Source organism: Devosia submarina (assembly GCF_003056345.1).
GTDB classification, from domain to species: Bacteria; Pseudomonadota; Alphaproteobacteria; order Rhizobiales; family Devosiaceae; genus Devosia; species Devosia submarina.
Map to the genome: position 1 here is coordinate 394,503 of NZ_PYWB01000002.1, position 26,985 is coordinate 421,487.

General features: G+C 61.3%; 24 protein-coding genes. 18 read left to right on the forward strand and 6 right to left on the reverse strand.

Features of this window, described 5'->3' with window-relative positions; all coding sequences use genetic code 11:
* The first annotated feature begins 83 nt into the window (after positions 1-83).
* From DDE77_RS04470 to DDE77_RS04480, 3 genes are all read left to right on the forward strand, one after another.
* Positions 84-1,061, forward strand: coding sequence for a tripartite tricarboxylate transporter substrate-binding protein (locus tag DDE77_RS04470; RefSeq protein ID WP_108396218.1), 978 nt, complete (start codon positions 84-86; stop codon positions 1,059-1,061).
* A 126-nt stretch (positions 1,062-1,187) separates the two neighbouring features.
* The gene (locus DDE77_RS04475) at positions 1,188-1,652 is read left to right on the forward strand and encodes a tripartite tricarboxylate transporter TctB family protein (protein WP_157959669.1); all 465 of its coding nucleotides are present in this window, start codon (positions 1,188-1,190) and stop codon (positions 1,650-1,652) included.
* A gap of 9 nt (positions 1,653-1,661) precedes the next feature.
* A complete protein-coding gene (locus tag DDE77_RS04480) occupies positions 1,662-3,167 on the forward strand; it encodes a tripartite tricarboxylate transporter permease (RefSeq protein ID WP_108396220.1) in 1,506 nt (501 codons plus the stop codon).
* A 34-nt stretch (positions 3,168-3,201) separates the two neighbouring features.
* Here DDE77_RS04480 and DDE77_RS04485 read toward each other — a convergent pair whose 3' ends face one another.
* A complete protein-coding gene (locus DDE77_RS04485; protein ID WP_108396221.1) occupies positions 3,202-3,546 on the reverse strand; it encodes a DUF2200 domain-containing protein in 345 nt (114 codons plus the stop codon).
* A 140-nt stretch (positions 3,547-3,686) separates the two neighbouring features.
* Between DDE77_RS04485 and DDE77_RS04490 the strand changes: the two genes are divergently transcribed.
* A complete protein-coding gene (locus tag DDE77_RS04490; RefSeq protein ID WP_108396222.1) occupies positions 3,687-5,045 on the forward strand; it encodes a DUF4214 domain-containing protein in 1,359 nt (452 codons plus the stop codon).
* Between the two features lie 24 nt (positions 5,046-5,069).
* Here DDE77_RS04490 and pckA read toward each other — a convergent pair whose 3' ends face one another.
* Positions 5,070-6,662, reverse strand: coding sequence for a phosphoenolpyruvate carboxykinase (ATP) (pckA, locus tag DDE77_RS04495; protein WP_108396223.1), 1,593 nt, complete (start codon positions 6,660-6,662; stop codon positions 5,070-5,072).
* A 259-nt stretch (positions 6,663-6,921) separates the two neighbouring features.
* Here pckA and DDE77_RS04500 point away from each other — a divergent pair, with 259 nt between their 5' ends.
* The 9 genes from DDE77_RS04500 to tsaE all read left to right on the forward strand — a co-directional run bounded on the left by DDE77_RS04500 (position 6,922) and on the right by tsaE (position 16,116).
* Positions 6,922-7,638 carry a response regulator transcription factor gene (locus DDE77_RS04500; RefSeq protein ID WP_108396224.1) on the forward strand — a complete coding sequence of 239 codons (717 nt, stop codon included), beginning with the start codon at positions 6,922-6,924 and terminating at the stop codon, positions 7,636-7,638.
* A gap of 94 nt (positions 7,639-7,732) precedes the next feature.
* Positions 7,733-9,454 (forward strand): stimulus-sensing domain-containing protein, encoded by a 1,722-nt coding sequence (locus tag DDE77_RS04505; protein ID WP_108396225.1) that lies wholly within the window; start codon positions 7,733-7,735, stop codon positions 9,452-9,454.
* Positions 9,455-9,463: 9 nt separating this feature from the next.
* Positions 9,464-9,937: an HPr kinase/phosphorylase gene (locus tag DDE77_RS04510; protein ID WP_108396226.1), complete on the forward strand. Its 474-nt coding sequence runs from the start codon at positions 9,464-9,466 to the stop codon at positions 9,935-9,937.
* A gap of 160 nt (positions 9,938-10,097) precedes the next feature.
* Positions 10,098-10,499 (forward strand): PTS sugar transporter subunit IIA, encoded by a 402-nt coding sequence (locus DDE77_RS04515; protein ID WP_108396227.1) that lies wholly within the window; start codon positions 10,098-10,100, stop codon positions 10,497-10,499.
* Complete coding sequence (locus DDE77_RS04520) at positions 10,499-10,807, forward strand: HPr family phosphocarrier protein (RefSeq protein WP_108396228.1); 309 nt, start codon at positions 10,499-10,501, stop codon at positions 10,805-10,807. The genes DDE77_RS04515 and DDE77_RS04520 overlap by 1 nt, the downstream gene beginning before the upstream one ends.
* Before the next feature lie 49 nt (positions 10,808-10,856).
* A complete protein-coding gene (locus DDE77_RS04525; protein ID WP_157959670.1) occupies positions 10,857-11,360 on the forward strand; it encodes a DUF2937 family protein in 504 nt (167 codons plus the stop codon).
* Positions 11,361-11,448: 88 nt separating this feature from the next.
* Complete coding sequence (ahcY, locus tag DDE77_RS04530; protein ID WP_108396298.1) at positions 11,449-12,849, forward strand: adenosylhomocysteinase; 1,401 nt, start codon at positions 11,449-11,451, stop codon at positions 12,847-12,849.
* 384 nt (positions 12,850-13,233) lie between these two features.
* Positions 13,234-15,696: a sensor histidine kinase gene (locus DDE77_RS04535; RefSeq protein WP_108396230.1), complete on the forward strand. Its 2,463-nt coding sequence runs from the start codon at positions 13,234-13,236 to the stop codon at positions 15,694-15,696.
* Positions 15,697-16,116 carry a tRNA (adenosine(37)-N6)-threonylcarbamoyltransferase complex ATPase subunit type 1 TsaE gene (gene tsaE, locus DDE77_RS04540; protein WP_108396231.1) on the forward strand — a complete coding sequence of 140 codons (420 nt, stop codon included), beginning with the start codon at positions 15,697-15,699 and terminating at the stop codon, positions 16,114-16,116. It begins immediately after the preceding gene.
* On the opposite strand, the gene DDE77_RS04545 is transcribed toward tsaE, so the two are convergent.
* From DDE77_RS04545 to DDE77_RS04555, 3 genes are read right to left on the reverse strand one after another with little or no spacing between them, the layout of a single operon-like run.
* A complete protein-coding gene (locus DDE77_RS04545) occupies positions 16,113-16,937 on the reverse strand; it encodes a DUF1206 domain-containing protein (protein WP_157959671.1) in 825 nt (274 codons plus the stop codon). The genes tsaE and DDE77_RS04545 overlap by 4 nt on opposite strands.
* A 54-nt stretch (positions 16,938-16,991) precedes the next feature.
* Complete coding sequence (locus DDE77_RS04550) at positions 16,992-17,396, reverse strand: DUF1810 domain-containing protein (RefSeq protein ID WP_108396233.1); 405 nt, start codon at positions 17,394-17,396, stop codon at positions 16,992-16,994.
* A gap of 3 nt (positions 17,397-17,399) precedes the next feature.
* Complete coding sequence (locus DDE77_RS04555; RefSeq protein ID WP_108396234.1) at positions 17,400-17,633, reverse strand: hypothetical protein; 234 nt, start codon at positions 17,631-17,633, stop codon at positions 17,400-17,402.
* 140 nt (positions 17,634-17,773) lie between these two features.
* Here DDE77_RS04555 and DDE77_RS04560 point away from each other — a divergent pair, with 140 nt between their 5' ends.
* The 3 genes from DDE77_RS04560 to DDE77_RS04570 all read left to right on the forward strand — a co-directional run bounded on the left by DDE77_RS04560 (position 17,774) and on the right by DDE77_RS04570 (position 19,610).
* Positions 17,774-17,980, forward strand: a complete 207-nt coding sequence (locus tag DDE77_RS04560; protein WP_108396235.1) for a hypothetical protein — start codon at positions 17,774-17,776, stop codon at positions 17,978-17,980.
* 776 nt (positions 17,981-18,756) lie between these two features.
* Positions 18,757-19,086: a hypothetical protein gene (locus DDE77_RS04565; RefSeq protein WP_108396236.1), complete on the forward strand. Its 330-nt coding sequence runs from the start codon at positions 18,757-18,759 to the stop codon at positions 19,084-19,086.
* Between the two features lie 215 nt (positions 19,087-19,301).
* Entirely contained in the window at positions 19,302-19,610 is a 309-nt protein-coding gene (locus DDE77_RS04570) for a GIY-YIG nuclease family protein (protein ID WP_108396237.1), read from the forward strand.
* 190 nt (positions 19,611-19,800) lie between these two features.
* Here DDE77_RS04570 and polA read toward each other — a convergent pair whose 3' ends face one another.
* Entirely contained in the window at positions 19,801-22,716 is a 2,916-nt protein-coding gene (gene polA, locus DDE77_RS04575; RefSeq protein WP_108396238.1) for a DNA polymerase I, read from the reverse strand.
* Between the two features lie 155 nt (positions 22,717-22,871).
* Between polA and DDE77_RS04580 the strand changes: the two genes are divergently transcribed.
* The gene (locus tag DDE77_RS04580) at positions 22,872-24,395 is read left to right on the forward strand and encodes an ATPase domain-containing protein (protein ID WP_108396239.1); all 1,524 of its coding nucleotides are present in this window, start codon (positions 22,872-22,874) and stop codon (positions 24,393-24,395) included.
* Positions 24,392-26,752, forward strand: a complete 2,361-nt coding sequence (locus DDE77_RS04585; RefSeq protein WP_108396240.1) for a hybrid sensor histidine kinase/response regulator — start codon at positions 24,392-24,394, stop codon at positions 26,750-26,752. Before DDE77_RS04580 ends, DDE77_RS04585 begins: the two co-directional genes overlap by 4 nt.
* Positions 26,753-26,985: the final 233 nt, after the last annotated feature.

The following is a 26,985-nucleotide window of genomic DNA, read 5'->3' on the forward strand; positions in this document are numbered from 1 at the left end:
TGCGTTTTAGGTCTGGCATGCTGTTTGCAATGGCAAGGGATAGGTGCGGCAGAAGTCCGCGCCATTTCGTCGGGAGGACAATAATGAAGAAACTCGTATCCCTTGCCGCGGGCGTGCTGCTTGCAGGCCTGCCCTTCGCCGGCAGCGCTTTTGCGCAGGATTATCCCACAAAGCCGATCACCGTAGTTGTGCCCTTTGCAGCCGGGGGTCCAACTGATACCGTGGCGCGTCTGGTTGCCGAGGTGATGAGCCAGGATCTGGGGCAGCAGGTCGTGGTGCAGAACGTGGGCGGCGCCGGTGGCACGCTTGGCGCCGGCCAGGTCGCGACAGCCTCAAATGATGGCTATACGCTGTTGCTACACCATATCGGCATGTCGACCGCGCCAACGCTTTATCGCTCCCTGCCCTATGACCCGACGGCCGATTTCGAGCCTGTTGGCCTTATCACCGCCGTGCCCATGACCCTGGTTGCCAAAAAGGATTTCGAGCCCAACACGCTTGAAGAACTGGTGGCTTATGTGAAGGCCAACGGCGAAAACATCACCTATGCCCATGCCGGCATCGGGTCCGCCAGCCAGTTGTGCGGCATGTTGTTCATGGATGCCTTGGACACGCAGATGACCACGGTTCCCTATCAGGGTTCGGGCCCGGCCATGACGGACATCATAGGCGGACAAATCGACTTCATCTGCGACCAGACCACCAATACGACATCGCAGATTCAGGCAGGTGAAGTGAAAGCCTATGCCGTCACCTCGCCTGAGCGCCTCGGCAATCTGCCAGATTTGCCAACCACTGCCGAAAGCGGGCTCGAGCTCGAAATTGGTGTTTGGCACGGGCTTTATGCGCCGGCCGGCACGGACGCGGCCATTGTGGAACGGCTTGAAGCGGCCTTGAAGACCGCTCTTGCAAACGAAACCGTTGTCAGCCGCTTTGCGGAACTGGGCACGGTTCCGGTCAGCGAGGAAGAAGCAACGCCAGAAGCCTTGGCCGAAACACTTTCGAGCCAGATCGAGCTGTGGCGCGGCGTGATCGAAGAGGCCGGCGTTTACGCCGACTAGTCCCGCCTGCTGCGCAATCATTCTCGCCTCCCACGGTTTTCCAGCCGCGGGAGGCTCTCGGCGTGCTTCCACAGGCCGGGGCGAGATGAGCCGACTACACCACCAATCACAGCGAAAGGGGCGCCCGTGGCCGTTTCGAAATTTGAGACCAAGGATCTGGTTTCCGGCTGCATCTTTGTGGCAGCGGGGGCGTATTTCGCGCTTGAATCGCTGACCTATGAGATCGGGACGGCCTTCCGCATGGGGCCGGGCTTCATGCCGCTCATGCTGGGTACAGCCCTGTCGCTTCTGGGCCTCGCGATTGCCGCCAATGGCTGGAACAAGCCGGACAGCGAAGAGGCGCCAGTTTGGCCCTGGCGCGGCTTGATCCTGATCATCGGCGTTATCGTTTTCTTTGGTGCAACGATCCGGGGCCTTGGCTTCGTGCCGGTTGTCCTGGTGTCGAGCTTTGTGGCGGCCATGTCCAGCCGGCTCAATTCACCCGTTTTTGCAGCCATGCTCGCCGTCACCCTGACCGTGATGTGCACGCTGATCTTTGTTGTCGGGCTAGGCATGAGCGTGCCGTGGTTTGGCCCCTGGCTGCCATTGTAGGAACCCATCATGGATATCATTGCTTCGCTTGGCCTTGGGTTCTCCGTCGCGCTCGACCCGACCAACATCCTTTACTGCTTTATCGGCGTGCTGCTGGGCACGGTGGTTGGGTGCCTTCCAGGCATCGGGCCAACGGCAACTATTGCCATGTTGCTGCCCATCACCTTTTCCCTCTCGCCTGCCGGGGCGCTGATCATGCTCGCGGGCATTTATTACGGCGCGCAATATGGCGGCTCGACCACGGCGATCCTGATCAATCTGCCAGGGGAAAGCTCGTCGGCGGTGACCGCAATCGATGGCTACCAGATGGCCAAAAGAGGACGGGCAGGCCCGGCACTCGCCACCGCAGCCCTGGGCTCGTTCTTTGCCGGCACGGTCGCAACGTTGCTGCTGGCGTTTTTCGCTCCGCCCCTTGCCCGAGCGGCGCTTAATTTCGGGGCGCCGGAGTATTTCGCGCTGATCGTTCTTGGCCTGCTGGTCTCGATTGCCCTGGCGCATGGGTCCATCCTCAAGGCGCTGGCCATGATCGTGCTGGGCCTGCTGCTCGGCATGGTGGGACAGGATATCTATACCGGCCAGCCACGCTTTACCCTCGGGTTTCGCGAGCTCTATTCGGGGCTTAACTTCGTGTCAGTCGCCGTAGGCGTATTCGGCGTCGCCGAGATCCTGCGCAATCTGGAGAACGAAAAAGAACGTGACGTGATGGTGAAAGCCGTCAAGAATTTGTGGCTCTCCAAGGACGACATCAGGCGCATCGTGGCTCCGGTGCTACGTGGTACGGCACTGGGATCGTTGCTCGGTGTTCTTCCCGGCGGCGGGCACATTTTGAGTTCGTTTGCGTCTTATTCAGCCGAAAAGCGCTTGAGCAAGACGCCCGAGGAGTTCGGCCAGGGCGCCATTGAGGGGGTGGCGGGTCCGGAATCGGCCAACAATGCCGCGGCGCAAACCTCGTTTATTCCCCTTTTGACGCTCGGCATTCCTGCCCATCCCGTCATGGCGCTGATGGTGGGCGCGTTTATCCTTCAGGGCATTACGCCTGGCCCCAATGTCATCAACGATCAGCCGGCGCTGTTCTGGGGCATTATTGCCTCGATGTGGGTGGGTAATGTTCTTTTGGTTTTGCTCAATCTGCCGCTGATCGGGCTCTGGGTGAAGATGCTCTCCATCCCCTATCGGGCGCTGTTTCCGGCCATTGTGCTGTTTGCCTGTATTGGATGCTATTCCATCAACCAGAACATCTTCGATGTTTATGCGATCGGGGTTTTCGGTGTTCTTGGATATGTGCTGATCCGCTTCGGCTGCGAGCCGGCGCCACTCCTTCTTGGCTTTGTCCTTGGGCCGCTTTTGGAGGAGCATCTGCGGCGAGCAATGATCATCTCGCGCGGTGATCCGTCGGTGTTCGTGACCCGGCCCATTTCGGCGACCCTGCTGGCGCTTGCGCTGGCAGCAGTGATCATTGCTGTGCTGCCCGGCATCCGCCGCAAGCGCAAGGAAGTGTTTGTGGAGGAGGACTGATCCTTCTCTATGCCGGTTTGGATGAGATCCTACGTTACTGGCGCAGGATCTTGCTCATGGGACGGCCCTTGGCGAGTTCGTCTACCAGCTTGTCGAGGTAACGGATTTCGCGCATCGTATCTTCCGCGATCTCCTCGATGCGAACACCGCAGATCACCCCCTTGATCTCCCTGCGCGCTGGGTTGAGGCGAGGCGCCTTGCTGAAGAAATCCTCGAAATTGGTTTGCCGATCCAGCTCGCTTTGGAGCGCTGCGGAATCATAGCCTGTGAGCCAGCCAATGATCTGGTCGACCTCCTCTTTGGTTCGGCCCTTGCGCTCCGCCTTGGCGACATAATGCGGGTAAACGCTGGCGACGCTGGTGGTGTAGATCCGGTGCATGATCGCTCCTCCACTGCAATGCTTGCCAGCCATGAAGCTAGCCCAAGCGCACCTCGCAGCCTAGCGCATAGGTATTTCGCCCGAAATTGACTCCAAGCACGTCCCGGCAGCCTAGTTAACCGGCAGCTTGCGAGGGCCATATGCCGTTTGTTCGTGACCACACCGCACTCTTTTCGTCCGCATGGACCTGGAACCAGCCCGTCAATGGCGCGATAACCGCCCGGCCCGTGTTCCTCACCTATTCCTTTGCCGACGAGCGGCCGCCGCGCAATGACGGGATCGCTTACGACGATCCTGATTATTTCCGGACGCTTGATGGAGGTGAGCGCGCGCTGTTCCGGCAGGCGCTCGATGCCTGGGCTGAGGTCAGTGGGATAACTTTTCTTGAGGCGCCTTCGGGCATGGGGAACATCGAGGTCGGCGTTTATGACCTTGATGATTTTACCGCTGGGCAAGGCAGCTATCCGTTCTCCATGTTCTTCCAGGACGTGAATGGCTACCATCTCTACTCCCCCGGTGATGGGTATAATGGCATTTGGCTCGACAAGGATGGTGGTGTGGATCTCCATGTCATGCTGCATGAGATCGGCCATAGGCTTGGGCTGGAGCATCCGCATGATGGCAGCGAGCCACAATTGGCACCGGATCTAGACACCGGCGCCAACACGGTGATGACCTATAATGGCTCGCCCACTGAACTGGGCGTTTTCGATATCCGAGCCATCCAGGCGCTTTATGGCTCTCCGACTTCCGACGGCACCCAAGTGTCGAGTTGGCACTGGGATGCGAGCAGTTTCACCCTGACCCAGCGCGGCACGTCGCGCGCGGAGCCGCTGATCGGCACGGGTGCGCACGACATAATCTATGGCCTGGGTGGAGCGGACGTTGTGATTGCCGATAGCGGCAATGACCGGATCTACATCAGCGGGCAGAAATTTGCGGTGGCTGGTGGCACGGGGTTCGACATCCTGGATGTGGATTTCGGCCGGGGCGCTATCCGCTCGGTCATGGGGAGCGGGGACAATCGGTATCTGCTGGGTGCCTCCAACAATCCCAATGACATGCATATGACCGAGATCGAGCGTGTCGAGTTTATCGACTGGACCTTGGCATTCGATGTCGATGGATTTGCTGGACAGGCCTACCGGCTTTACCAGGCGGCTTTTGACCGCGCGCCTGATGTGGAAGGGCTGGGCTATTGGATCCGCGAGCTCGATGCGGGCTTGGGCGATCTGGCGTGGATGGCCAACAATTTCATTATATCGGAGGAGTTCCGCGACACTTATGGATCGCCCTCCACGGTGTCGAACCAGGCGTTTCTCGACCTGCTCTATGGCAATGTCCTTGACCGCGCGCCCGACGCGCAGGGGTATAGCTATTGGATGGCGGAACTCGAGCGCGGCTTCGGGCGCGAGCGCGTGCTGGCGAGCTTTTCGGAAAGTGTTGAAAACCAGGGCAATGTGTCAGCCCAGATCTCCGACGGCATCTGGTACGTTTGAACCGGGCGCCATGGCGCCCGGTGCTTATTCCGCGGCTTGGGCAAAGTGTGGGCCGGGTGCCGCATTAGCCAGGGTGCCGAACTTTTCGAAATTGGCGCGAAAGAGGGCAGCAAGGTGGAGGGCCTGCCGGTCATAGGCCTCAGGGTCACGCCAGGTCTGGCGCGGGGTAAGGAGCTTGTCGTCCACCCCTTGCAGGCTCAACGGCACGCTAAAGCCGAAGAGTTCATCGGTGCGCATGGGGGCATCATTCAGTTCTCCATCAAGGGCGGCGCTCAGCAGGCGCCTTGTGGAGGCGATGTCGATGCGTTTGCCAACGCCATAGCCGCCCCCGGTCCAGCCGGTATTGAGCAGCCAGGTTTCGGCACCAGTCTCTTGCAGTTTTTGGGCCAGCATTTGGCCATAGACGCTTGGGTGCAGCGGCATGAATGGGGCGCCGAAGCAGGCGGAAAAGGTTGCCTGCGGCTCGGTTACGCCGCGCTCGGTGCCGGCGATCTTTGCGGTGTATCCCGAAAGAAAATGATAGACGGCCTGTTCGGGCGTGAGCCGGGCGAGTGGCGGTAGAACACCAAAGGCGTCGGCCGTGAGGAAGATGACTGTTTTAGGGGTGCCGCCGATGCTGCCCGGAGCAATGGCGGGCAGAACATGGAGCGGATAAGCGGCGCGAGTGTTTTCGGTTAGCGAAACGTCGTCGAACATAGGCATCTTGCCATCGTCCAGAACCACGTTCTCCAGCACGGTTCCAAATCTTTGGGTCGCGGCAAAGATTTCGGGTTCAGCTTGTGCGTTCAGTTTGACGGTTTTTGCGTAGCAACCGCCTTCGAGGTTGAAGACGCCGCCCGGACCCCAGCCATGCTCATCATCGCCGATCAAGGGGCGTGCCGGATCATTGGACAGCGTCGTCTTGCCCGTGCCTGATAGGCCAAAGAACAGGGATGCCGCGCCATCCTGGCCCAGATTGGCCGAGCAATGCATTGGCAAAATGCCCTGGGCCGGTGCATGGAAGTTGAAGACGGAAAACACCGATTTCTTGATCTCGCCCGCGTAGAGCGTGCCGGCAATGACAACGATGTTGCGGCTCATATCCAGTGCGATGACTGTTTCGGTGCGGCTGCCGTGCCGCTGGGGATCGGCCTTGAACTGGGGCGCGTGCACAATGGTAAGGAGCGTGGGATTACTGCCCCGGGATATTCCCTCCCCCGGCCGGATCAGAAGATTGCGGATGAAGAGGGCATGCCAGGCGCTGGGGGTAAGGACGGTGACCCCGTATTGATGAGCGAGGTCAGCGCCGGCCAGCAGGTCCTGGCGGAACAGGGGGCCGCTTTCCAAAGCCTTTGCCGCATCGGCCAGAAGAAGATCGAACTGTTTCGGCGCAAGAGCCGAGCAATTGTCCCACCACACCTTGTTCTCGGTCAGTGCGTCACGCACGATGAACTTGTCCTTGGGCGAGCGGCCGGTAAACGCCCCGGTTCGTACCGAAAGGGCGCCGTATGCTGTGAGTTCGGATTCATCCGCCTTTAGAGATCGGGCGACAAGCGCCGGCGCTGTCTCGTTAAGCGAAAGCGAGGCAGCCCTTGCACATAATTCTTCCCGGAAGGCCTGGTGATCGAACGCATTCATGGGGCAAGCTCCGCCTGTTGCTGCAGCCATGACGGGCTGCCGATGGGCGGCAAACTTGGCGCCGCTGATGGCGCGCGGCTATCAGGAAATCGGTCTTACGACAGAAGTTGCATGCAGCGGGGGAACAAGCTGGGTCGCCCGTTGTTCTCCCCTCTGCCCTTGGCTGTGCCTTATTTAATGCGTATTTGTCGCTTGCAAGCAGGCGCCCAGCTCAAGCTGGCCCGCGTTTCGATGCGTTTTATAACAAGAAAGGCAGCTCATGCCCAAAATCGCCCTCGTAGATGACGACCGCAATATTCTGACATCCGTGTCGCTGACACTGGAAGCCGAAGGATATCAGGTCGCCACTTACACCGATGGCGCTTCTGGCCTTGAAGGCCTGACCAGCGACAAACCGGACCTTGCCATTCTCGACATCAAGATGCCGCGCATGGACGGCATGGAATTGCTGCGCCGCCTCCGGCAAAAATCCGATGTTCCCGTGATTTTCCTGACGTCTAAGGACGAGGAAATCGATGAACTGTTTGGCCTCAAGATGGGCGCCGACGACTTTATCACCAAGCCGTTCAGCCAGCGCCTGCTGGTGGAGCGTGTCAAGGCGATCCTGCGCCGTTCGGCACCGCGCGACCCTTCCGCGCCTGCCGGTGCAACGGGGGAACCCCAGCCCGGCAAGGCGCTCATCGAGCGCGGCTCGCTTGTGATGGACGAAGAGCGCCACACTTGCACCTGGAAAGGGCAGCGTGTCACCCTCACTGTCACCGAATTCCTGATCCTGCAGGCCCTCGCCTTGCGCCCCGGCGTAGTCAAGTCGCGCAATGCCCTGATGGATGCAGCGTATGACGACCAGGTCTATGTGGATGACCGCACCATCGACTCCCACATCAAGCGGCTGCGCAAGAAGTTCAAGGCTACAGATGATGATTTCGAGATGATCGAAACGCTTTACGGCGTCGGTTATCGCTTCAAGGAACAATAGAAAACCAGTGACCATTACGGATCCCGAGCGGGAGCAGAAAGGCGACGCATCTGGGGAGTGGCAGAAGCCCGGGAGGAAAGCTCCGCCCAAGGCAATGCGGCAACGGCGCCGCCGCCGGCAGATGCTGACGAAGCCCTTTTACCGGGTGGTCGAGGCGATCAATCGCTTCCTCGACCTGACGATATTTTCCAGCCTCACCAAGCGCATCATTGTGCTGAACCTGGCTGGCTTGCTGGTTCTGGTGGTCGGCATTTTGTATCTCAACCAGTGGCGCGCTGGCCTGATCGAGGCGCGCGTGCAATCACTGCGCGTGCAGGGAGAAATCATCGCCGCTGCTGTGGCGGCTTCCGCAACGGTGGATAGCGATGTGATCTCGGTCAATCCTGATCGCCTTCTCCAGTTGCAGGGGGACGGCACAGTATCCCCCCTGTCCTACTACGATCCGAGCCTCGAGTTTCCGATTAATCCTGAACGCGTGGCCCCTTTGCTGCGCAACCTGATTACCCCAACCCGCACCCGTGCCCGCATCTATGACCAGGGCGGGCTATTGATCCTTGATAGCGACAACATCTATGCCCGCGGCGAAGTCATGCGGCAGATGATCGAGACCAAGCAGCAGGACAGCTTCTTTCTGTGGGATTGGTGGAACGCTGTTTTGAGCTGGGTGCCGGGTGACAATTTCCCGCCTTACCAGGAATATGGCGTGGATGAAGGCAATCGCTATCCCGAAGTTGCCTCGGCGCTTTCCGGGGCGGCGGCTGATTTCGTGCGGGTGGATGGGCAGGGCAGGCTCGTGGTCTCTGTGGCCGTGCCGGTGCAGCGTGTCCGATCGGTCGTGGGTGCCATCCTCTTGTCCACCGCACCGGGGGATATCGACGCCATTGTTTCCCAAGAACGCTGGGGCATTTTGCGTATCGCCTTGATCGCTGCCGTGGTGCAGATCGCGCTGTCGCTGGCCCTGGCCGGAACCATTGCCGGCCCTATGCGCCGCCTGTCGGAGGCTGCCGAGCGCGTCCAGACTGCGGGCAATGCTCGTGCGGAAATCCCGGACTTTACCGACCGGCAGGACGAGATCGGCCATCTTTCGGGTGCCTTCCGCCGCATGACCGATAATCTCTATAACCGGATCGAAGCCATTGAGCGCTTTGCCGCCGATGTGGCGCATGAGCTCAAGAACCCGCTGACCTCGCTTCGCAGTGCCGTCGAAACCTTGCCCCTGGCCAAGCGCGCTGAGGACCGGGAGCGGCTCAACGACATCATCCAGCATGATGTGCGCCGGCTTGACCGGCTGATCACCGATATTTCCTCGGCCAGCCGCCTTGATGCCGAACTGGCGCGCGAGAGTGCCGAGCGCGTCGATGTTGAAAAGCTCGCAGAAACCATGGTGTCCATCCAGAAGGACATCGCTGCGGGCCGGGGCGTGCGCGTGCAACTGGAGAAGCGGAGCGGGAAAGGTCCGGCCATCATCATGGGCCATGAGAGCCGCCTGGCGCAGGTGCTCGCCAATCTTATCGACAATGCCGTCTCGTTCTCCCCTGCCAATGGCACGGTCAAGGTGGCTCTTGCGACCGATCCGGAGCACATCACGGTGACCGTGACCGATGAAGGTCCGGGGATCACTGGTGATTTCGGCAAGATCTTCCAGCGCTTCTACACCGACCGCCCGGAAACCGAGAGTTTCGGCGATCATTCGGGGCTGGGCCTGTCGATATCCAAGCAGATCGTTGACGCGCACAAAGGAACGATCAAGGCACACAATCGCGATGACCGGAGCGGCGCGGTGTTCACCGTTGTGTTGCCACGGGCGCGGAAATAAACTGCCGCGATGAGCAAGCCGCTTAATGTGCACGGAACGGGCCTGTTGCTGGGCGACACTGGCGTCCTGCTGCGCGGACCTTCGGGCGCGGGCAAATCGGTGCTGGCGCTGAGCTTGCTGGAGCGCTGGGAAAGCCGGGGCCACGCGGCATTCCTGGTGGCCGATGACCGGATCGATCTGAGCACTGCCTCGGGCGAGCTTCGCATGCAGGCCAATCCAGACTTGGCGGGCCTTATTGAACTGCGTGGCCGTGGGATCGTGCGACGACCGCACCGCAACAACGTCCTCTTGCACCTGGTGATCGACCTTGTGCCCGAACTGGTCCGGATGCTGGAAGAGGACGCTTTCGCTATCGATCTGGCCGGAGTGACAGTCGCGCGAGCGCCGGTGCCGGCCGCAAACGTGGTCAGCCTCGGCCATCAGATGCTGCTGGTAGGAGAAGCGATGGCTGGGCTTGACCAGCCGCGACAAAATGGGGCTTGAAACCCACACTCATGAGGGCAAGACTGCAGGCCTGCCATTCATTTCGGGCAGGTTCAGCCTTGCGTAAGGTTCGCAGAGGATAATACGGCGGTTGGGGCATGATGGCCGGAATGACGGCGGGGCAGCAGCACCGCCCGTTTCGGCATGCTGAGGGATTTGCATGATTGGTCTGGTTTTGGTGACGCATGGCGCGCTTGCCAATGAATTCAAGTCGGCACTGGAGCATGTGGTTGGCCCGCAGGAATATTGCGAGACCATTGCCATCGGCCCCGACGACAACATGGAAATCCGGCGCAACGATATCCTTGCGGCCGTGGACCGGGCCGATAATGGATCCGGTGTCATTATCCTCACCGACATGTTTGGCGGCACGCCCTCCAATCTCGCTATTTCTGTGATGCAGAACCGCGCTGTGGAAGTGATCGCGGGCGTTAACCTGCCCATGCTGGTCAAGCTCGGCCGGGTGCGCAGCGAAATGGAGATCCGCGATGCGGTGAATTTGGCGCAGGAAGCGGGCCGCAAATATATCACCATTGCCAATTCCATCCTTGGGGCCGGCTGATGGACGGCGCCCCGGGCAGCGGACGGGCTGTTGCCCAGCAATTGACGATAGTCAACCGCAAGGGCCTGCATGCGCGCGCCTCGGCACGCTTTGTGCGCACGGCTGAATGCTTCGACGCCAGCATCAACGTCATTAAGGATGGCCAGTCGGTTGCTGGCAATTCCATCATGGGCCTGATGATGCTGGGGGCCGGACCCGGCTCGACCATTCTTGTGCAGGCTAGCGGCAAACAGGCCCGCGAGGCGCTGGAAGCCATTGTTGAACTGGTCAACAATGGTTTTGACGAGGACAGCGACGGCGTTGCTTGAACGGCTGGCGGTTCGTGCGTCGCATTGTTGAGCAAGGGCGGAGATGGGCATGCGGCGGGCTTTGGCGAGTGTAGGCGGCCTGGGGCTGGCGCTGATCCTGAGCCAGTTCCCCGAATATGCGCAGCAATATACCCAGCGCCTGGGTGGAGCCGTGGACGAATTGCGCGTCATCACGACCGATTTTGACCATGCAGCGATTGCCGGAGGCCTCGACAGGGCGCAGGCCCTGGCCCGCTACAATGCCTCCAATGATGATTTTCTGGCTGGGCGCGGCGAGTCGATGACGGCCACTTTCCAGCGCTTCGAGCAGTTGAGCGCGGCACTGAGCCAGATCCAGAATGCCGGCCCGGTGGAGCGTTTGCAGTCCCTGCCGGTCTATTTGGATACCGATATCGGCCGGCGAACGCTGCAAAGCTACAGGCCCGCTGTTCCCGCGACCATGGAAGGCATTCTTTACGCCGGCGGCGGCTTCCTTCTTGGCTATCTCCTCCTCTCCGCTGTCTGGCGCTTTTGTGCCCTGCCCTTCAGGCGGCGTCGTCTTTACCAATACTAGGATATAAACATTTCTTTATGTCCGGTTGATGGATGGGCATGACTTGCGTATAGGTGAGCCAATCTTCACCTCTGCGCCGGAGCCTTCCATGAGCACCAATTCGACCGATTACGCGGTCAGGGACATCTCCCTTGCAGGCTTTGGCCGCAAGGAAATCGAGATTGCCGAAATCGAAATGCCGGGCCTGATGGCCATCCGGGAAGAATATGCCGCAAGGCAGCCGCTTAAGGGCGCGCGCATTGCCGGCTCGCTCCACATGACCATCCAGACAGCCGTGTTGATCGAAACGCTGGTGGCGCTGGGTGCCGAAGTGCGCTGGGTCAGCTGCAATATCTTTTCGACGCAGGACCATGCGGCGGCAGCAATCGCTGATGCGGGTATTCCGGTGTTTGCCCACAAGGGCGAAACGCTGGAAGAATATTGGGCTTTTACCGACCGCATGATGGACTGGCCTGGCCAGACGCCCAACATGATCCTCGATGATGGCGGCGATGCCACCATGTATATCCTGACCGGCGCCAAGGCGGAAAAGGACATCTCGATCCTGAATAATCCCGGCAACGAGGAAGAAGAGATCTTCTTTGCCACGATCCGCAAGCGTCTGGCGCAGTCGCCGAACTTCTTTTCGCGCATCCGCGCCTCCATCCGTGGCGTTTCGGAAGAAACCACAACGGGCGTGATGCGGCTCTATCAGCTCCATGCCAAGGGCGAGCTGCCCTTCCCAGCCATCAACGTCAACGACTCCGTCACCAAGTCCAAGTTCGACAACAAATATGGCACGCGCGAATCCCTGGTGGATGCGATCCGCCGCGGCACGGACGTGATGCTGGCCGGCAAAGTCGCGATCGTGTGCGGCTATGGCGATGTGGGCAAGGGATCGGCTGAATCGCTGCGCGGCGCCGGTGCCCGCGTGCTGGTGACCGAAGTTGATCCGATCTGCGCTCTGCAGGCGGCGATGGAAGGCTTCGAGGTCGTGACCCTGGAGGATGCTGCGCCGCGCGCTGACATCGTTGTCACGGCTACGGGCAATCGCGATGTTCTGACGCTGGATGACATGCGCAATCTCAAGGACATGGCGATTGTCTGCAATATCGGGCACTTCGACAATGAGATCGAGGTTGCGGCCCTGCGCAACTTCAAGTGGACTAATGTGAAGCCGCAGGTGGATCTGATCGAAAAGCCCGATGGCAAGCGGTTGATCCTTCTTTCCGAAGGGCGCCTGGTTAATCTGGGCAACGCCACGGGGCACCCGAGCTTTGTGATGTCGGCATCCTTTGCCAACCAGACGCTGGCGCAGATCGAGCTCTGGACCAATGGCGAAAAGCTGGAAAAGAAAGTCCATGTGCTGCCCAAGCACCTCGACGAAAAAGTTGCCGAACTGCATCTGGCCAAGCTGGGCGCAAAGCTGACCAAGCTGACCAAGGACCAGGCCGACTATATCGGCGTTTCCACCGAAGGCCCGTTCAAGTCGGCTGAATACCGCTACTAAAATCGAGCTTATGCCCGGGAGCCCTCATGATGCGTGCACACGCATTGTGAGGGCTTTTTCGTGCGGCAAAGGCCCCTGCGCGCGGTGCTCCATACAGCGCGGCCGGATGCCCGAACCTGACCCAGCCGGCAGGAGCAAAGTTTCTGCTTCGTTCCGGGTCAATCCCTGTTATGTGCCATTGCCTGCCCAGCACGGCCATTAAGACTCTTTTAGCAGTTTCACCTGGCCGGTATGGTCGGAGCGATTCGGATGCGGGGGGACACGCAACCGGCTCAGGGACAGTCGGATCCTGTTGTGATCTGCGTAAGGCCGTCTCTTGAAAGTTCAAGCGTACAAGCCCTTTGGGGGCTTGGCTCAAAGTGAAACAGACCAAGAGGGCCGCGCATGGCGCCGGATCATTTCCGGAAGCATTGGGGATTCGCAACGATTGCGGCAGCCCCTCTTACCTTGATGACGGCGGTCCCCGCCTTTGCCCAGGACATCAATACGGCAAGCTTCGCCGGTGCAGCTCCCCTGGCGATCGCCGCAGGCGCGGGCGCCTTTGCGCTCCTGGCCATGGCCGTGGTGCGCACCATGCAGTCCAGTGGGAAGCTGGCGCGGATCAGGGCCGCCGAGCAGATTTCCGGCCTCAGGGCCCTGGTTGATGAATACGAAGCGCTGCTTTCGGGCACGCGTGAAGTCACGATCCTTTGGACGCAGAACAGTGGCGGCGCCCCCAAGCTGCTGGGCCAGGCCGCCTCGGTCCTGCCGCTCGGCAAGCAACCCGAAGCGGTTCTTCATTTCCACAATTGGCTGCGCGCGGAAGATGCCGACCGCCTGGCGCGCCTGCTTGAGGATCTGCGCGTTCATGGGCACACATTTGCCGTAAGCCTCACGGCTTTGGACGGACGCTTGATCCGGGCCAATGGCTGGGTGCTGGGCGGCGGCGTGGCCATGCGATTGCGCCCGGCCTTTTTGCAGCCCAGCGCCGAACCCAACCTCGTGGCGGCAGCCGAGCACGGCGACCTCGATAGCGTACGCGCCATTCTGGCGGTTCTGACCAAGCCCGCCTTTGCCCGCGATGCGCAGGATCGGCTGGTTTATGCCAACCAGGCCTATCTGCAGCTCGCCCGGGCTTTGGGCAAGGACGGCACGGATGCGCGGCCGCCCGAATTGCTGGACGGCTCCCGGCTCAAGCAGCATCTGGTGACTTGCGCCTCGAGCGACAAGCCATCCTCGCTGTCGCTGGCCTGGCCGAGCCAGGGCGCTTTCGAGATGGTGGAATTTCCGGTGGCCGGTGGACGCGCGGGCTATCTTCGCCCGGTGGAAGACGAGGCCATCAAACCGCATGATCCGGGCATTGCCCATATCAGCGGCATTATCGATACGCTTGCCACGCCCATCGCGATCTTCAACGCCAAGCGCGAGCTGATCCAGTTCAACCAGGCCTATGCCAATCTCTGGCATCTGGACACCAAATTCCTCCAGCTGGGGCTCGACGAACGGGCGATCCTCGATAAGCTGCGCACCGAGGGCATGCTCCCCAACCAGGTGGACTACCAGACCTGGCGCACCAAGCACCTCGAATCCTATGGGCGCAAAGAGCCCTACGAGAACGAGCCCTGGCATTTGCCGGATGGGCGTACCATCAAGGTGATTTCGGCGCCGGCGAGCCCGGCCGGTGGCGTGATCTATGTGTTTGATGACATCACCGAGCGGCTCAAGCTGGAATCCACCAACAAGGCCTTCAGCAATGTGCAGCGCGAAACCATCAACGCCCTGTCCGAAGCCGTTGCGGTGTTCGGGACCAATGGACGGCTGACGCTCAGCAACCCGCGCTTGTCGGCCCTATGGAAGCTGCCGATGAACGAGCTGGGGCAGAACCCCCATATTGACCAGATTGCGGAAGCCAGCGGGCGCGCCATTCCCCAGGATGGCGCCAGCATCTGGCGGGATCTCAAACGCGGCATCATCGATCTCAACCCTACCCGCTCCGACCAGACCGGCCGCATTAACCGCTCGGACGGGCGGCTGCTGGATTATGCTATCACGCGCCTGCCGGACGGGCAGACGATGATGACATTTCTCGATGTCACTGAAAGCGCTAGCTATTCCAAGGTGCTCAAGGAGCGCAATGACGCGCTGGTCGCGGCCGATCTGCTCAAGGACGCCTTTGTTGAGAACGTGTCCTATGAACTGCGCTCGCCGCTGACCAATATTATCGGTTTTGCCGATCTGCTGGCCACCGAAGGTGGCGCGCTCAATGATCGGCAGCGCGCCTACGTGGATTATATCCGCGCCTCGTCCGTTACGCTGGGCGTGCTTATCGACAATATTCTCGACCTTGCTTCGGTCGATGCCGGCATTGCTGAGCTCAAGCCGGAACTGCAGGACGTGGCAAACCTTGTGGACAAGGCGCGCGCTGGCCTCTCGGCGACCTTCCCCGAGATCTCGGGCGAAAAGCCCATCAATCTCGTCGTGGATATCGAGGATGCGATGCCGCCCTTTATTGCGGATGGCACGCGCATCGTTCAGGTGCTGTACAACCTCTTGTCCAATGCCGCGCGGTTCTCGCCGCCGGGCGGGGAGATCCGGCTCAGCATTTCCCATCGTGCTGATCGCATGCTGTTTGTGATCGAGGATGAGGGGCCGGGGCTGACCGATGAGATGAAGTCGGCCATCCTGACGCGGCTGGACAATCCATCCACCAGTGGGCGGCAGCGCGGCGCGGGGCTGGGGCTGTCCATTGTGCGCACCTTTGTAAACCTTCATGGCGGCACGATCTCGGCGGAACAGCGCGAGCCACGGGGCAGCCGGATCATCGTCAATCTGCCGCGCGACAGCGCCATGGCCGGCGTGGCCGAGTAAATGACCACCCATCTGCCCGACGATGCCGCAACTGCCTCTTTTGGTGCGCAATTGGCAGACGGGTTGCGACCCGGTGATCTGGTTATTCTAGAGGGTGATCTTGGGGCGGGGAAAACCGCGCTGGCCCGGGCGATCATCCGCGCGCTGGCCGGGGAGGAGGCGCTCGAGGTGCCCTCCCCCACTTTTGCCCTCGTGCAGCCCTATGAAACCCCAAAGGGGCCGGTGCTGCATGCCGATCTTTACCGGCTGGGCGATCCGCAGGAGGTGGACGAGCTTGGCTTGCTCGACAATCCCGAGGCGATCGTGCTTGTGGAGTGGGCGGAGCGCTCGCCCGAGATCGTCGCGGCGGCAAGTCTTGCCATCAGCCTCCATATCCCGCCCGGCGGCGCCGGGCGCGATGTAAGCGTCGTGCGCCGCTAGCCCATGCCGGGCACGGCGCGGCGAACGTCCCCCATATCAGGCGCATCGACGTGGCGGTAAAAGGCCTGGACGATGCTGTAACCGCCAAATGCCACCAGACCCAGCGCCGCCAGGCCATAGAGCCAGCGCCCGAACGGCAGGCCATGGACATAGTCGAGGGCTTCGGAAATGCCGCCGGCATTGTCGGGCGAAACGGTGAAAGCGGCATATAAAACAAACCCACCCACAATGGCGAGGAGCGCACCGCGCGCGACAAGGCCAAACTGGCAGACCAGATTAAGCCATTTCTCGCGCTGGGGAGGAATGCGGATACGCTTTTGGTACTCTTTGCTGGCACCCTTCCAGATCTGGATGATGCCAGAAATTATGATGCCGATGGCGGCAATGCCAAGCAGGAACGGGCCGAAAGGCTGCTGCAGGAGCCAGGCGGAGGCTTGTTCCTCGCCATTGCCGCCCCCGCCGCCCGAGCTGCTGCCCAGCGCCATCCGGGCGGCGGTGAGCGCCAGAAAAACGTTGGCGCCAGCGCTGATCAGCGAGCCGACGCGGCCGGCGAAGCCTTTCCAATTGTCCTCGACGCCGTCGGCATTGAGGAGCCCTTGGGCGAGGCGCCACAGGACGTAGCCAAAGAGGCCAAGGGCAACGAGGCCCATCAGAATCCGGCCAAAGGGCAGGCCCAGTATGGTGGAGAGGGCGTCGGAGGAGCCTTGCGGGTTGCTGCCGCCGTAAAAAGCCGAGGTGACGGCAAGACCGCCAAGGAGAATGTAGACGATGCCGCGGGCGAAATAGCCGCCGCGGGCCAGGGTTTCGAACTTGTTGTGCATGGCCAGCGCCTCCGTGTTGCCCAAGCAACGGGCAGCAACAAAGCTTGTTCCCCCTTAGAGGCGGCTAAGCGTTGCGGGATCCTCCAGGCCGCCGTTGAAGCGTTCCAGCGCCTCGCGGAACAAGCGTTCCCCCGGAGCGGCTTGGCTGGAAAGCGTCATCGAGGAAACAAATTTCACATCATCGGGGCTGCCAAAGATCGCACGAAGGCTCCGGTTGGAATGGCGGAGTACCGCTTCCGTGGTTTCCCGCAGGCGCGGACCCAAGATCGGGTCCGCCAGGTAGCGGCGGGCCTCCTCGAGCCCATCCAAGGCAAAGCGCTGGGCCATGGCACTATGGCCCAGCCCCCGGATCTGGGGAAAAATGAACCACATCCAGTGGCTGGTTTTTTGTCCGGCGCGGAGCTCGGCCAGGACTTGCCCATAGACCGGCTCCTGCGCCTCGTGGAAGTGGCGGAACACGCCCTAGTCGTCGCGCTTCTTGTGGTGTTCGCTGGCCTGGTTGGCGCCGCGCTGGATGGAGCGGTCGCCATGGGAAATCTCGTATTCCCCGGCGGGCTGCTCGGTGTCGGCGCGGGCTTCGCTCAGCGGGCGCTGATCGGTATTGACGTCGATGCCCTTGGTATCGACCTGTCCGTTGATCTCAGCCTTCTGGTGCTCGCGGGTCCTGTTGCCTTGGCCCATATCGCTGTGTGGCATGATGGTCGCTCCTTTTTTTGGGGAAGGTGAGCAAGCCAAACGCCACCGTGCCCCAGCGGTTGCCCTATTGTGATCGCCCTGGGGGAACCGCTCCCTTGCGCTTGCGGTTGGCCTTTTGAGGGCAAAAGGAGTTTTACCCCATGAGCAATCATTTCAAGACGGAAAAGCCTAGCGATCTCGACCTCAAGCGCAATCCCGGCATCGGGCAAACGGCCCGCGGGATCGACCAGAAGGAAACCATCTTCGAGGATGTCGACGACGACAACACGGTGGAAGGCGATGTCATGAACGACACGGCCGGCGATGGCAGCGTCAAGCCCAACCATCTCGGGCGTACCAACAAATAGCGCGCGCACGGACGCCGGCTGGCCAATCCTGGCCGCCGGTTGGAGGAACGCATGTGGGCGAGGCGCAGCCTCGTCGCGGTTAGTCCGCATGTAAGTGAGGCCACCCCTCGCCCACATGCCGGGCGCTTGGATGGGCTTGGGAACAGGCGGGCTTATTGAAGGATCGCCCATCACCGCCAGGACCCCTGTTGCTGACGCCCCTTTCCGCTTGCGCGAGAAAGAAAGTCGGGTCCCCGCGATACGAGGCGTAACAGCACCCCGCAGCGGTTTATTCAGCCCAATGCCCACCTAAGGGAACATCGGACCCGTTCCGGCCCGGTCCGGCAGACGGCGACCCGCCTTGCCACCCGGCTCCCCCGCCAATCACTCGTCATGATCGCGCTCCTTGGCGTGGGATGGGCGGATTATGGCGCGGGTTTGCGCCGCGGGGAGAAGGGGAAGAGATTTGTTCAGGTGGGTGAACGGGTTTTGCCCCTGGGGGCGAGCGCAGATGAACGGATCGGGTTAGCAGACTGTTAGCGTTGAGATTGGCTTTCAGGTTTCCGCTTTTCCCTTCTGAGCAGAGCTGCCCCACGCACCAGATCCACCCTTCCCACCGCGGGGAGGGTTAGGTGGGGGGCGGACTGGCGGAGATATCGGGGCTCTCGGCCCCCCACCCTGACCTTCCCCGCGAAGGGGGAGGGTGTCGACTGAGCCTTCTGTGAAGGTCACAGGCGCTACCCGCCACGCTTGTTCACTTTTCGTTCTCCACTTATGCTCGCCGGAGGAGAATCGTAATGCCGTCATCTTATCGTCGCGAGCGGGCCTATCCGGGCCAGGAATATCTTTTGCGCCATGCGGCGGAGAACGACCAGATCATCATCTGCCGCTGCAATCTTTGCCGCAAGCTGGTGCGGTTCTTGGCGAGCGACCTCGTCACCATCCTCAACCCCGAACGCGATGCCCTTGAGCCCCCTTTCGTGTGCTCGGGCTGCGGGGAGACGGAATATATCTATGTGAAGCTCACCTCGGCGCTGCCGGGGGATGTGGGGAATCTGCTCATTCGTCGCCCGGGGCCGGTCCAGATCAAGCGCACCTGGCGGTGGGTGAAGCTGGGGGAGGATTAGGGCGCTACGTGCGTATACACTCGGTGTCATCCCGGCCTTGAGCCGGGATCCAGCTCGAGACTTTGGATTGTGCGATGGTTCGGACCGACCACCTTGCGGCTGTGGCGGGATCTCGGGATGGGCCCCGGGTCGAGCCCGGGGTGACATCGGGAGCGTGGGTGGTGTGGAGCAAGGGCTATGTTGCGGTGTGAAGGGCGGCGTGCTTCACCTTGTTCATGGGGCAGACTTACTTCGTCTACATGATGGCCAATCGCAAGCATGGTGCGCTGTATACCGGCGTCACCAGTGATCTGGTGCGGCGCACTTACGAGCACCGCGAAGGGCTGGCGGACGGATTCACTAAGACGCACGGATGCAAGCATCTGGTCTGGTACGAGGTACATGAGGACATCGAAGCGGCGATCCTGCACGAGAAGCGGCTCAAGAAATGGCAGCGGCACTGGAAGGAAGAACTAATCGAGACCATGAACCCCAATTGGCGGGATATGTGGTGGGAGATCATCGAGGGCGGGCCGACCACTTAGTGGATCACTCCACTCTCCACACACGCGGTGTCATCCCGGCCTTGAGCCGGGATCCATCCTGAGATTACTGGTGTGTTTAGATGGTCCACCCCATCCATCTTGCGCCCGTGGCGGGATCTCGAGATGGGCCCCGGGTCAAGCCGGGGCAACATCGTGGGTGGGGTAGGCGTGAGGACAGTTAGCGACGCCCCTAGTGCGCCTCGTCCCAATTGTGCGCCGCATGGGCATCGACCTGGATCGGCACTTCTAGTCGCACGGCCGGTTCGGCTGCCCCTTCCATCACGCGCTTGATCACCGGGATGGCCTCCATTTCCGTGCCAAGAGGCACTTCGAAGATCAGTTCGTCATGGACCTGGAGCAGCATGTCGGCTTCAATCTTTGCCTTGGCCAATTCGCCTTCCATGCGGATCATGGCGCGGCGGATGATGTCGGCGGCCGTGCCCTGAATGGGGGCGTTGATGGAGGCGCGTTCGACGAAGGCGCGTTCGCTTGGGTTATGGGAATTGGCGTTGGGGAAGTTGATCTTGCGGCCAAAAAGGGTCGTGACGTGGCCGTCCTTTTTCACGCGGCGCTTTTGCTCGTCCATATAGGCGCGAATGCCGGGGAAGCGTTCGAAATAGGTTTTTATGTAGTCGCCCGCTTCGCCGCGCCCGATGCCGAGCTGGTTGGCAAGGCCGAAGGATGAAATGCCGTAGATGATGCCGAAATTGATGGCCTTGGCGCGGCGGCGCACATCGGAGGGCATGCCTTCCACGGGCACGCCGAACATTTCCGACGCCGTCATGGCATGGATGTCGAGCCCTTCCTCAAAGGCGTCCTTGAGGGCCTGAATGTCAGCGATGTGGGCAAGGACGCGCAGCTCGATCTGGGAATAGTCGGCCGAGATCAGGATTTTTCCGGGTGCTGCAACAAAGGCGGTGCGGATCTTGCGGCCGTCTTCGGTGCGGATGGGAATGTTTTGCAGGTTCGGATCGTTGGAGGACAGGCGCCCGGTGAGCACCGAGTGCTGCGAATAGGTGGTGTGGACGCGCCCCGTCCGCTGGTTGATGTATTCGGGGAGCGCATCGGTATAGGTGCCGCGCAGCTTGTTGAGCTGGCGCCAATCAACAATGGTGCGCGCCAGCGGTACGCCTTTGGCGGCAAGGTCTTCCAGCACATCGGCGCCGGTGGACCAGGCGCCGGTCTTGGTCTTGGTGCCGCCTTCGAGGCCCATGCGATCAAAGAGGATTTCACCCAGCTGCTTGGGGGAGCCGAGATTGAAGTTGGAACCGGCAAGCTCATAGGCCTGCGCCTCGAGCGCTGCGGCGCGCTGGGCGAAATCGCCGGAGAGGCGCGAAAGAATGCCGCGATCGACCGAGACGCCGCGCCCTTCCATGCGGGCAAGGACCGGGATCAGCGGGCGCTCGATGGTTTCATAGAGCGTGGTCATGTTTTCCGCGACCAGGCGAGGTTTAAGGATCCGCCAGAGGCGGATGGTCATGTCGCTGTCTTCGGCGGCATAGCGGGCGGCGGCATCGATGGGCACCTGGGCGAAGGTTTTTTGAGTTTTCCCCGAGCCGATGAGGTCCTTGATCGGGGTGCCGGGAACGCCCAGCCAATGATCGGCCAGCTCAGACATGGTGTTGAACTGCGGGCCATCGAGCGAATAGCTCAGAAGCAGCGTGTCATCGATGGCCTCTACGGGGATGTCGTAGCGCGCAAGGATGCCGAGATCGTATTTGGCATTGTGAAAGATCTTGAGGATCGAGCGATCGGCGAACATGGGGCGCACCATGTCGAGTGCCTCGCGGATGGGCATCTGCCCTTCGGCCATGCCGCCGCCGAACATGTCGCCCGTACCTTCGGTGTGGCCCAGGGGCAGGTAGGCGCCGGTGCCGGGCGCGACGGAAAAGGAAATGCCGACAAGATCGGCCGTCTGGTTGTCGAGGCCGGTGGTTTCGGTGTCGGTGGCGACATAGCCCGTCATGGTGATGCGATCGAGCCAGTTCTGGAGGTGCTCCGCGTCGCGGATGATCTCGTAGGCGTCGGGGTTGAAGGGGATGGCCTTGATGGTCTGGTGCACCTGGGCGGCGTGTTCCACCGTTGCGGCATTGGCGCGTCCGGTGGCCTCCTGGCGGGCCGCGCGGGCTTCGGCACGGGCCTCGTTGTTGAAGCCAATGGCAGGTACGGGCTTGGCGGCGTATTCCGGATCGGGCTCGAAATCATCGGGGTTGGCGTCGAGCAGGCCGGCAAGGCGCTTGGTGATGGTGGCAAATTCCATGGCCTTGAGGAACGGAAAGAGGTTCCTGGGGTCCATTGGCTGGCGCGCCAGTGCCTCAAGATCGAGTTCGACGGGCACGTCCTGGGACAGGGTCACGAGCTTTTTGCTGATACGAGCGAGCTCGGCATTGGCGCGCAGCTTTTCGCGGCGGGCGTTCTGCTTGATGTCATCGACGTGCTCGAGCAGGTTTTCCACCGTGCCATAGGTGTTGATGAGCTCGGCCGCCGTTTTGACGCCGATGCCGGGTACGCCCGGAACATTGTCGACGCTGTCGCCGCACAGGGCCTGGACCTCGATCACCTTGTCGGGCGTAACGCCGAATTTGCTGAACACTTCATCCACGCCAATCCAGCGCAGGGGCGGCTGGCCGGGGCGCGGAATGGTGTCGAGCATGCGGATGGAGCCATCGGGCTCAACCAGCTGCATCAGATCCTTGTCGGACGAAACAATGGTCGCCTTGCCGCCGGCCTTGCGGGCCATGCAGGCATAGGTTGCGATAATGTCGTCGGCTTCCCACCCTTCCATTTCGATGGAGGGAATGGAAAAGGCACGCGTGGCGGCGCGGGTCAGCGGGAATTGGGGGATCAGCTCGGACGGCGCGGAGGGGCGCTGAGCCTTGTATTCGCTATAGAGATCATCGCGAAAGGTCTTGCCCGCAAAATCGAAAATCACGGCCATGTGGGTGGGCGCGTCCTCGCCCTTGAGATCTTCCGTCAGCTTGAAGAGCATGTTGCAAAAACCCTGCACGCAGCCAACGGGCAGACCGTCGGATTTGCGGTTGAGCTGGGGCAGAGCATGGAAGGCGCGGAAAATGTAGGCCGAGCCATCGACAAGCAGCAAATGCATGGGGAGACGATTCCTTTAAGCGGCGCTTGGGGAGTTTAGGGGAGATTGCCCAAAGCCAAAAGCCCCGCGCCTCTCCGGAACCGCTTTTGCGCTTGCTGCGTTGCCGGGTACTAGGGCAAATGGTGCCTGTAATCCGATTTGGTTTTTAAGGCGTCATGTCCGATATTGCAGGGGAAAGCAAAGCGCGGCTGGGAATTACTGGCCTTGACGATATTCTTGCAGGAGGCCTCGCCCGCGGGCACCTCTATCTCCTTGAAGGCAGCCCCGGTACCGGCAAGACCACGATCGCGCTGCAGTTCCTGGTAGAAGGCGCCCAACAGGGCGAAAAGGGGCTTTATGTCACCCTTTCCGAGACCGAGGAGGAGCTGCGGCTGACAGCGCGCTCGCATGGCTGGGAGATCAACGACCAGTTCGCCGTGTTCGAGCTGACGCCGCCTGAAAGCCTGCTCGATAGCGAACAGCAGCAGTCGCTGCTTTATTCATCCGACCTAGAGCTGGGCGAAGCCACAAAGGCCATGTTCGAGATGGTGGATGATCTGCGCCCCGACCGGGTGGTGATCGACAGCCTTTCGGAAATCCGGCTGCTGGCCCAATCGTCCCTGCGCTATCGCCGGCAGATCCTGCTGCTCAAGCATTATTTCGCACGCAATGGCGCGACCGTGCTGATGCTGGACGATCTGACCAGCGACGCCAATGACAAGACGGTGCACTCGGTAGCCCATGGTGTGATCCGGCTTGAAGAGTTGGCACCTGTGTTCGGGGCGGAGCGGCGGCGGTTGCGGGTGCTGAAATACCGGGCTCAGGCTTATCGTGGTGGCTATCATGACTTCGCCATCAAGCGTGGCGGCATCGACGTATTCCCGCGCCTCGTGTCTTCGGAACACCGAACCCGGTTCAGCCGCGAGCCGCTCAGCAGCAATATTCCCGAGCTTGACGCCCTGCTGGGCGGGGGCATCGATAGGGGATCAAGTGCCCTGCTGCTCGGGCCAGCAGGCGCAGGTAAAACCATTTTGACCTTGCATTTTGCCCGCGCCGCCATCGAGCGGGGTGAAAAAGCTGCGATTTTCGTGTTCGACGAAGAACTGGGGCTCCTGTTTGCCCGGGCCAAGGGACTGGGGATCGACCTCGAAAAGATGCGCGACGAGGGGAACCTCCTGATCGAGCAGGTGGATGCCGCCGAGCTGTCGCCTGGGGAATTTGCCCATATGGTGCGCGACCGGGTGGACCGGGCGCAGGTCAAGACAGTGGCGATCGACAGCCTCAATGGCTACCAGGCTTCGATGCCCGAGGAACAATCGCTGTTGCTCCACATCCATGAATTGCTGCAATATCTCAACCGGCAGGGCGCCACGACCTTTGTGACGGTGGCCCAGCATGGCCTGGTTGGGGAGGTGCAATCGCCGGTGGACATCACCTATCTGGCAGACAGCGTGCTCCTCTTGCGCTTTTTCGAGGCTGAAGGGCGGGTACGGCGCGCCATGTCGGTGATCAAGAAACGATCGGGCTTCCACGAGAACACGATTCGCGAATACCAGATCAGCAGTCATGGCTTGTCTATTGGGCAGCCGCTCACCAATTTCCAGGGCATATTGCGTGGCATGCCGGTGTATAGCGGTTCGGGCCGGAACCTACTCAGCGACTACGCCGACAGGCCGATCGCCGGGGACCAAGCGACTTGATCAACTCGGAGCGCGCACTGATCCTTGCGCCGCGCGGGAGGGACGGGGTTGTTGCCCGCGACCTGCTGCGCAATGCAGGGCGGATGGCGGAAATTTGCGCCAGCCTGCCGGATCTGGTTGCACGGCTGACCGAAGGCGCGGGGCTGGCCATTATCACCAGCGAAGCGCTGCAATATGCCGATCTAAGTGAGCTCAAGGCATGGATCGAAGGGCAGCCCCCATGGTCCGACTTTCCCTTTATTATCCTGAGCAAAGGCACAGGCTCGCCCGAGCAAAGCCCGGTGGTGACCCAGTTGCAGGTGCTGCTCGGCAATGTGATCGTGCTGGAGCGCCCGTTTCATCCCACATCGCTGCTTAACGTGGTCGACAACGCTCTGCGCGGCCGCCGCCGGCAATACCAGGCGCGGCAATATTCCGAAGCGGTCCGCGAAGGCGAGCAGCGGTTGCAAACGGCGCTGCTGGCGGGGCGCATGGGTTCGTGGGAGCTCGACATTCCCGAACAGGTGTTGAGCGGGTCTGACCAGTTCCGCGCCTGCTTTGGCCGCGCGGCGGACGACCCGTTCGTGTTTGCCGACCTTATCGAAAGCGTATCGCTCAACGACCAGCAGCGCGTGCAGCGGGCCTTTGACGATGCTATCCGGACCGGGGCCGACCTGGTGCTGGAATTTCGCGCCCGCTGGCCCGATGGGCGCGAGCACTGGATCGACGCGCGAGCGCGCGTCCTGCCCGACCGGTTCGGCAAGCCGCAGACCCTGGTGGGGGTTGCATCCGACATTACCCAGCGCAAGGCTGCAGAAGCCGAGCGCGAAAAGCTACTAGCCGCTGTTGCGGCCGAGCGCGAAAGAACCCAGCAGGCGCTGCGCGGCGAACGTGCGCTTTCGGGCCTGCTTCTTACCAGCGTGCCGGCAGGCATCGTCGCCTATGACACATCCATGCGCGTCACGATCTGGAACCCGGTGATGGAGCGCATCTTTGGCTTGCCGGCTCCCGCCGTGCTTGGCCGATCGCTGGCGCGCGTTATTGGCGAGGACCAGGGGCAAAGGATCGAGGACCGGTTGCGCGATGCCCTTGAGGGCGTATCAGGCCCGATCGAGGAAATTGAGCTCACGACCCTGGGGCAAGGCAATGTGGTGCTGGAAAGCCAGCATGCGCCTTTGCGCGGGGGCGATGGGGAAATTGTCGGTGGCGCCGCGTTTTTCCGGGAAATGACCGAGCGGCGCCGCGCCGAAGAGCAATTGCGCCAGGCCCAGAAAATGGAAACCATTGGGCAGCTGACCGGAGGGGTGGCGCATGATTTCAACAATCTGCTTGCCGCCATCCAGGGCAATCTGGAACTTTTGCGCAAGCGCCTGCCCGATGACCCGCAGATTCGGCGCTTCATTGATGGCGCACTGCAGGGAACCCAGCGCGGTGCTTCGCTGACCTCACGGCTCCTGGCCTTTGCGCGCCGGCAGGATCTCAAGCCCGAGCCGACCGATCTTGCCGCCCTGCTGGACGGCATGCGGGGCCTGATGGAGCGCTCCATCGGGCCGCTGATTGCCATCGACATGGCCTTGGCACCCAATTTGCCACCGGCCAAGGTCGATCCCAACCAGCTCGAACTCGCCATTTTGAACCTTGCGGTCAATGCGCGCGACGCCATGCCGGAAGGCGGGCGCCTCAGCGTGTCGCTCGACCAGTTCGATGGCGCCAAGAGCGGGTTGGAGCTTCAAGGGCAGTTCCTGCGCCTTGAGGTGACCGACACGGGCACGGGCATGGACGCCAAAACGCTCAAGAGCGCAATTGAGCCATTTTTCTCGACTAAGGAGCTTGGCAAGGGGACGGGGCTGGGCTTATCGATGGTGCATGGCCTGGCAGTCCAGCTGGGCGGCGCGCTGCAGCTCAAAAGTGAATTGGGCCAGGGCACGACGGCCGAGCTTTGGCTGCCCGTTTCTGCCGCCCCTATCAAGGAGGTCCAGCACATGGAACCTGAACAGGCAAGCGCTCCTCAGGCTTCGGTTATCCTTGTGGTGGATGACGATGCGCTCATCAACATGAGCACGGTCGACATGATCGAGGATCTCGGCCACACGGTGCTGGAAGCCTATTCGGGCAAGGAAGCGCTCGAGATTCTGCAAAGCGGCAAGCAGATCGATGCCTTGGTGACCGATTACGCCATGCCCGGCATGACCGGCGTGGAGCTGGCCAACAAGGCGCGCGAGATCAACCCGGAGCTGCCGATTCTGCTCGCAACCGGCTATGCCGATTTGCCCAGCGGCACGACCACGGATCTGCCGCGCCTCAGCAAGCCATATCAGCAAACCGAACTGGCCAACCAGATCGGCAAGCTGCTGAGCCGGTCGGCTGTTTCGAGCTAGTTTTTTGCGGGGGCGCAATGCCCTCTACCATGCTGGCAAAGTGAGCTGTTCTCGCGCGCGTTTCAAAGCCGCCTTGCAGCTCTGGCGATCTCAGGATGCCCTCCGGATCAAGCTCGGGGTCACATCGGGGATGGAACGGGCTGGTGGTTACAGGTCTGTCGCGCACGTCTCACGTTGAGTGCTTTAGCAGAAATGATCCACAAACGCGGTGTCATCCCGGAGGTGATCCGGGA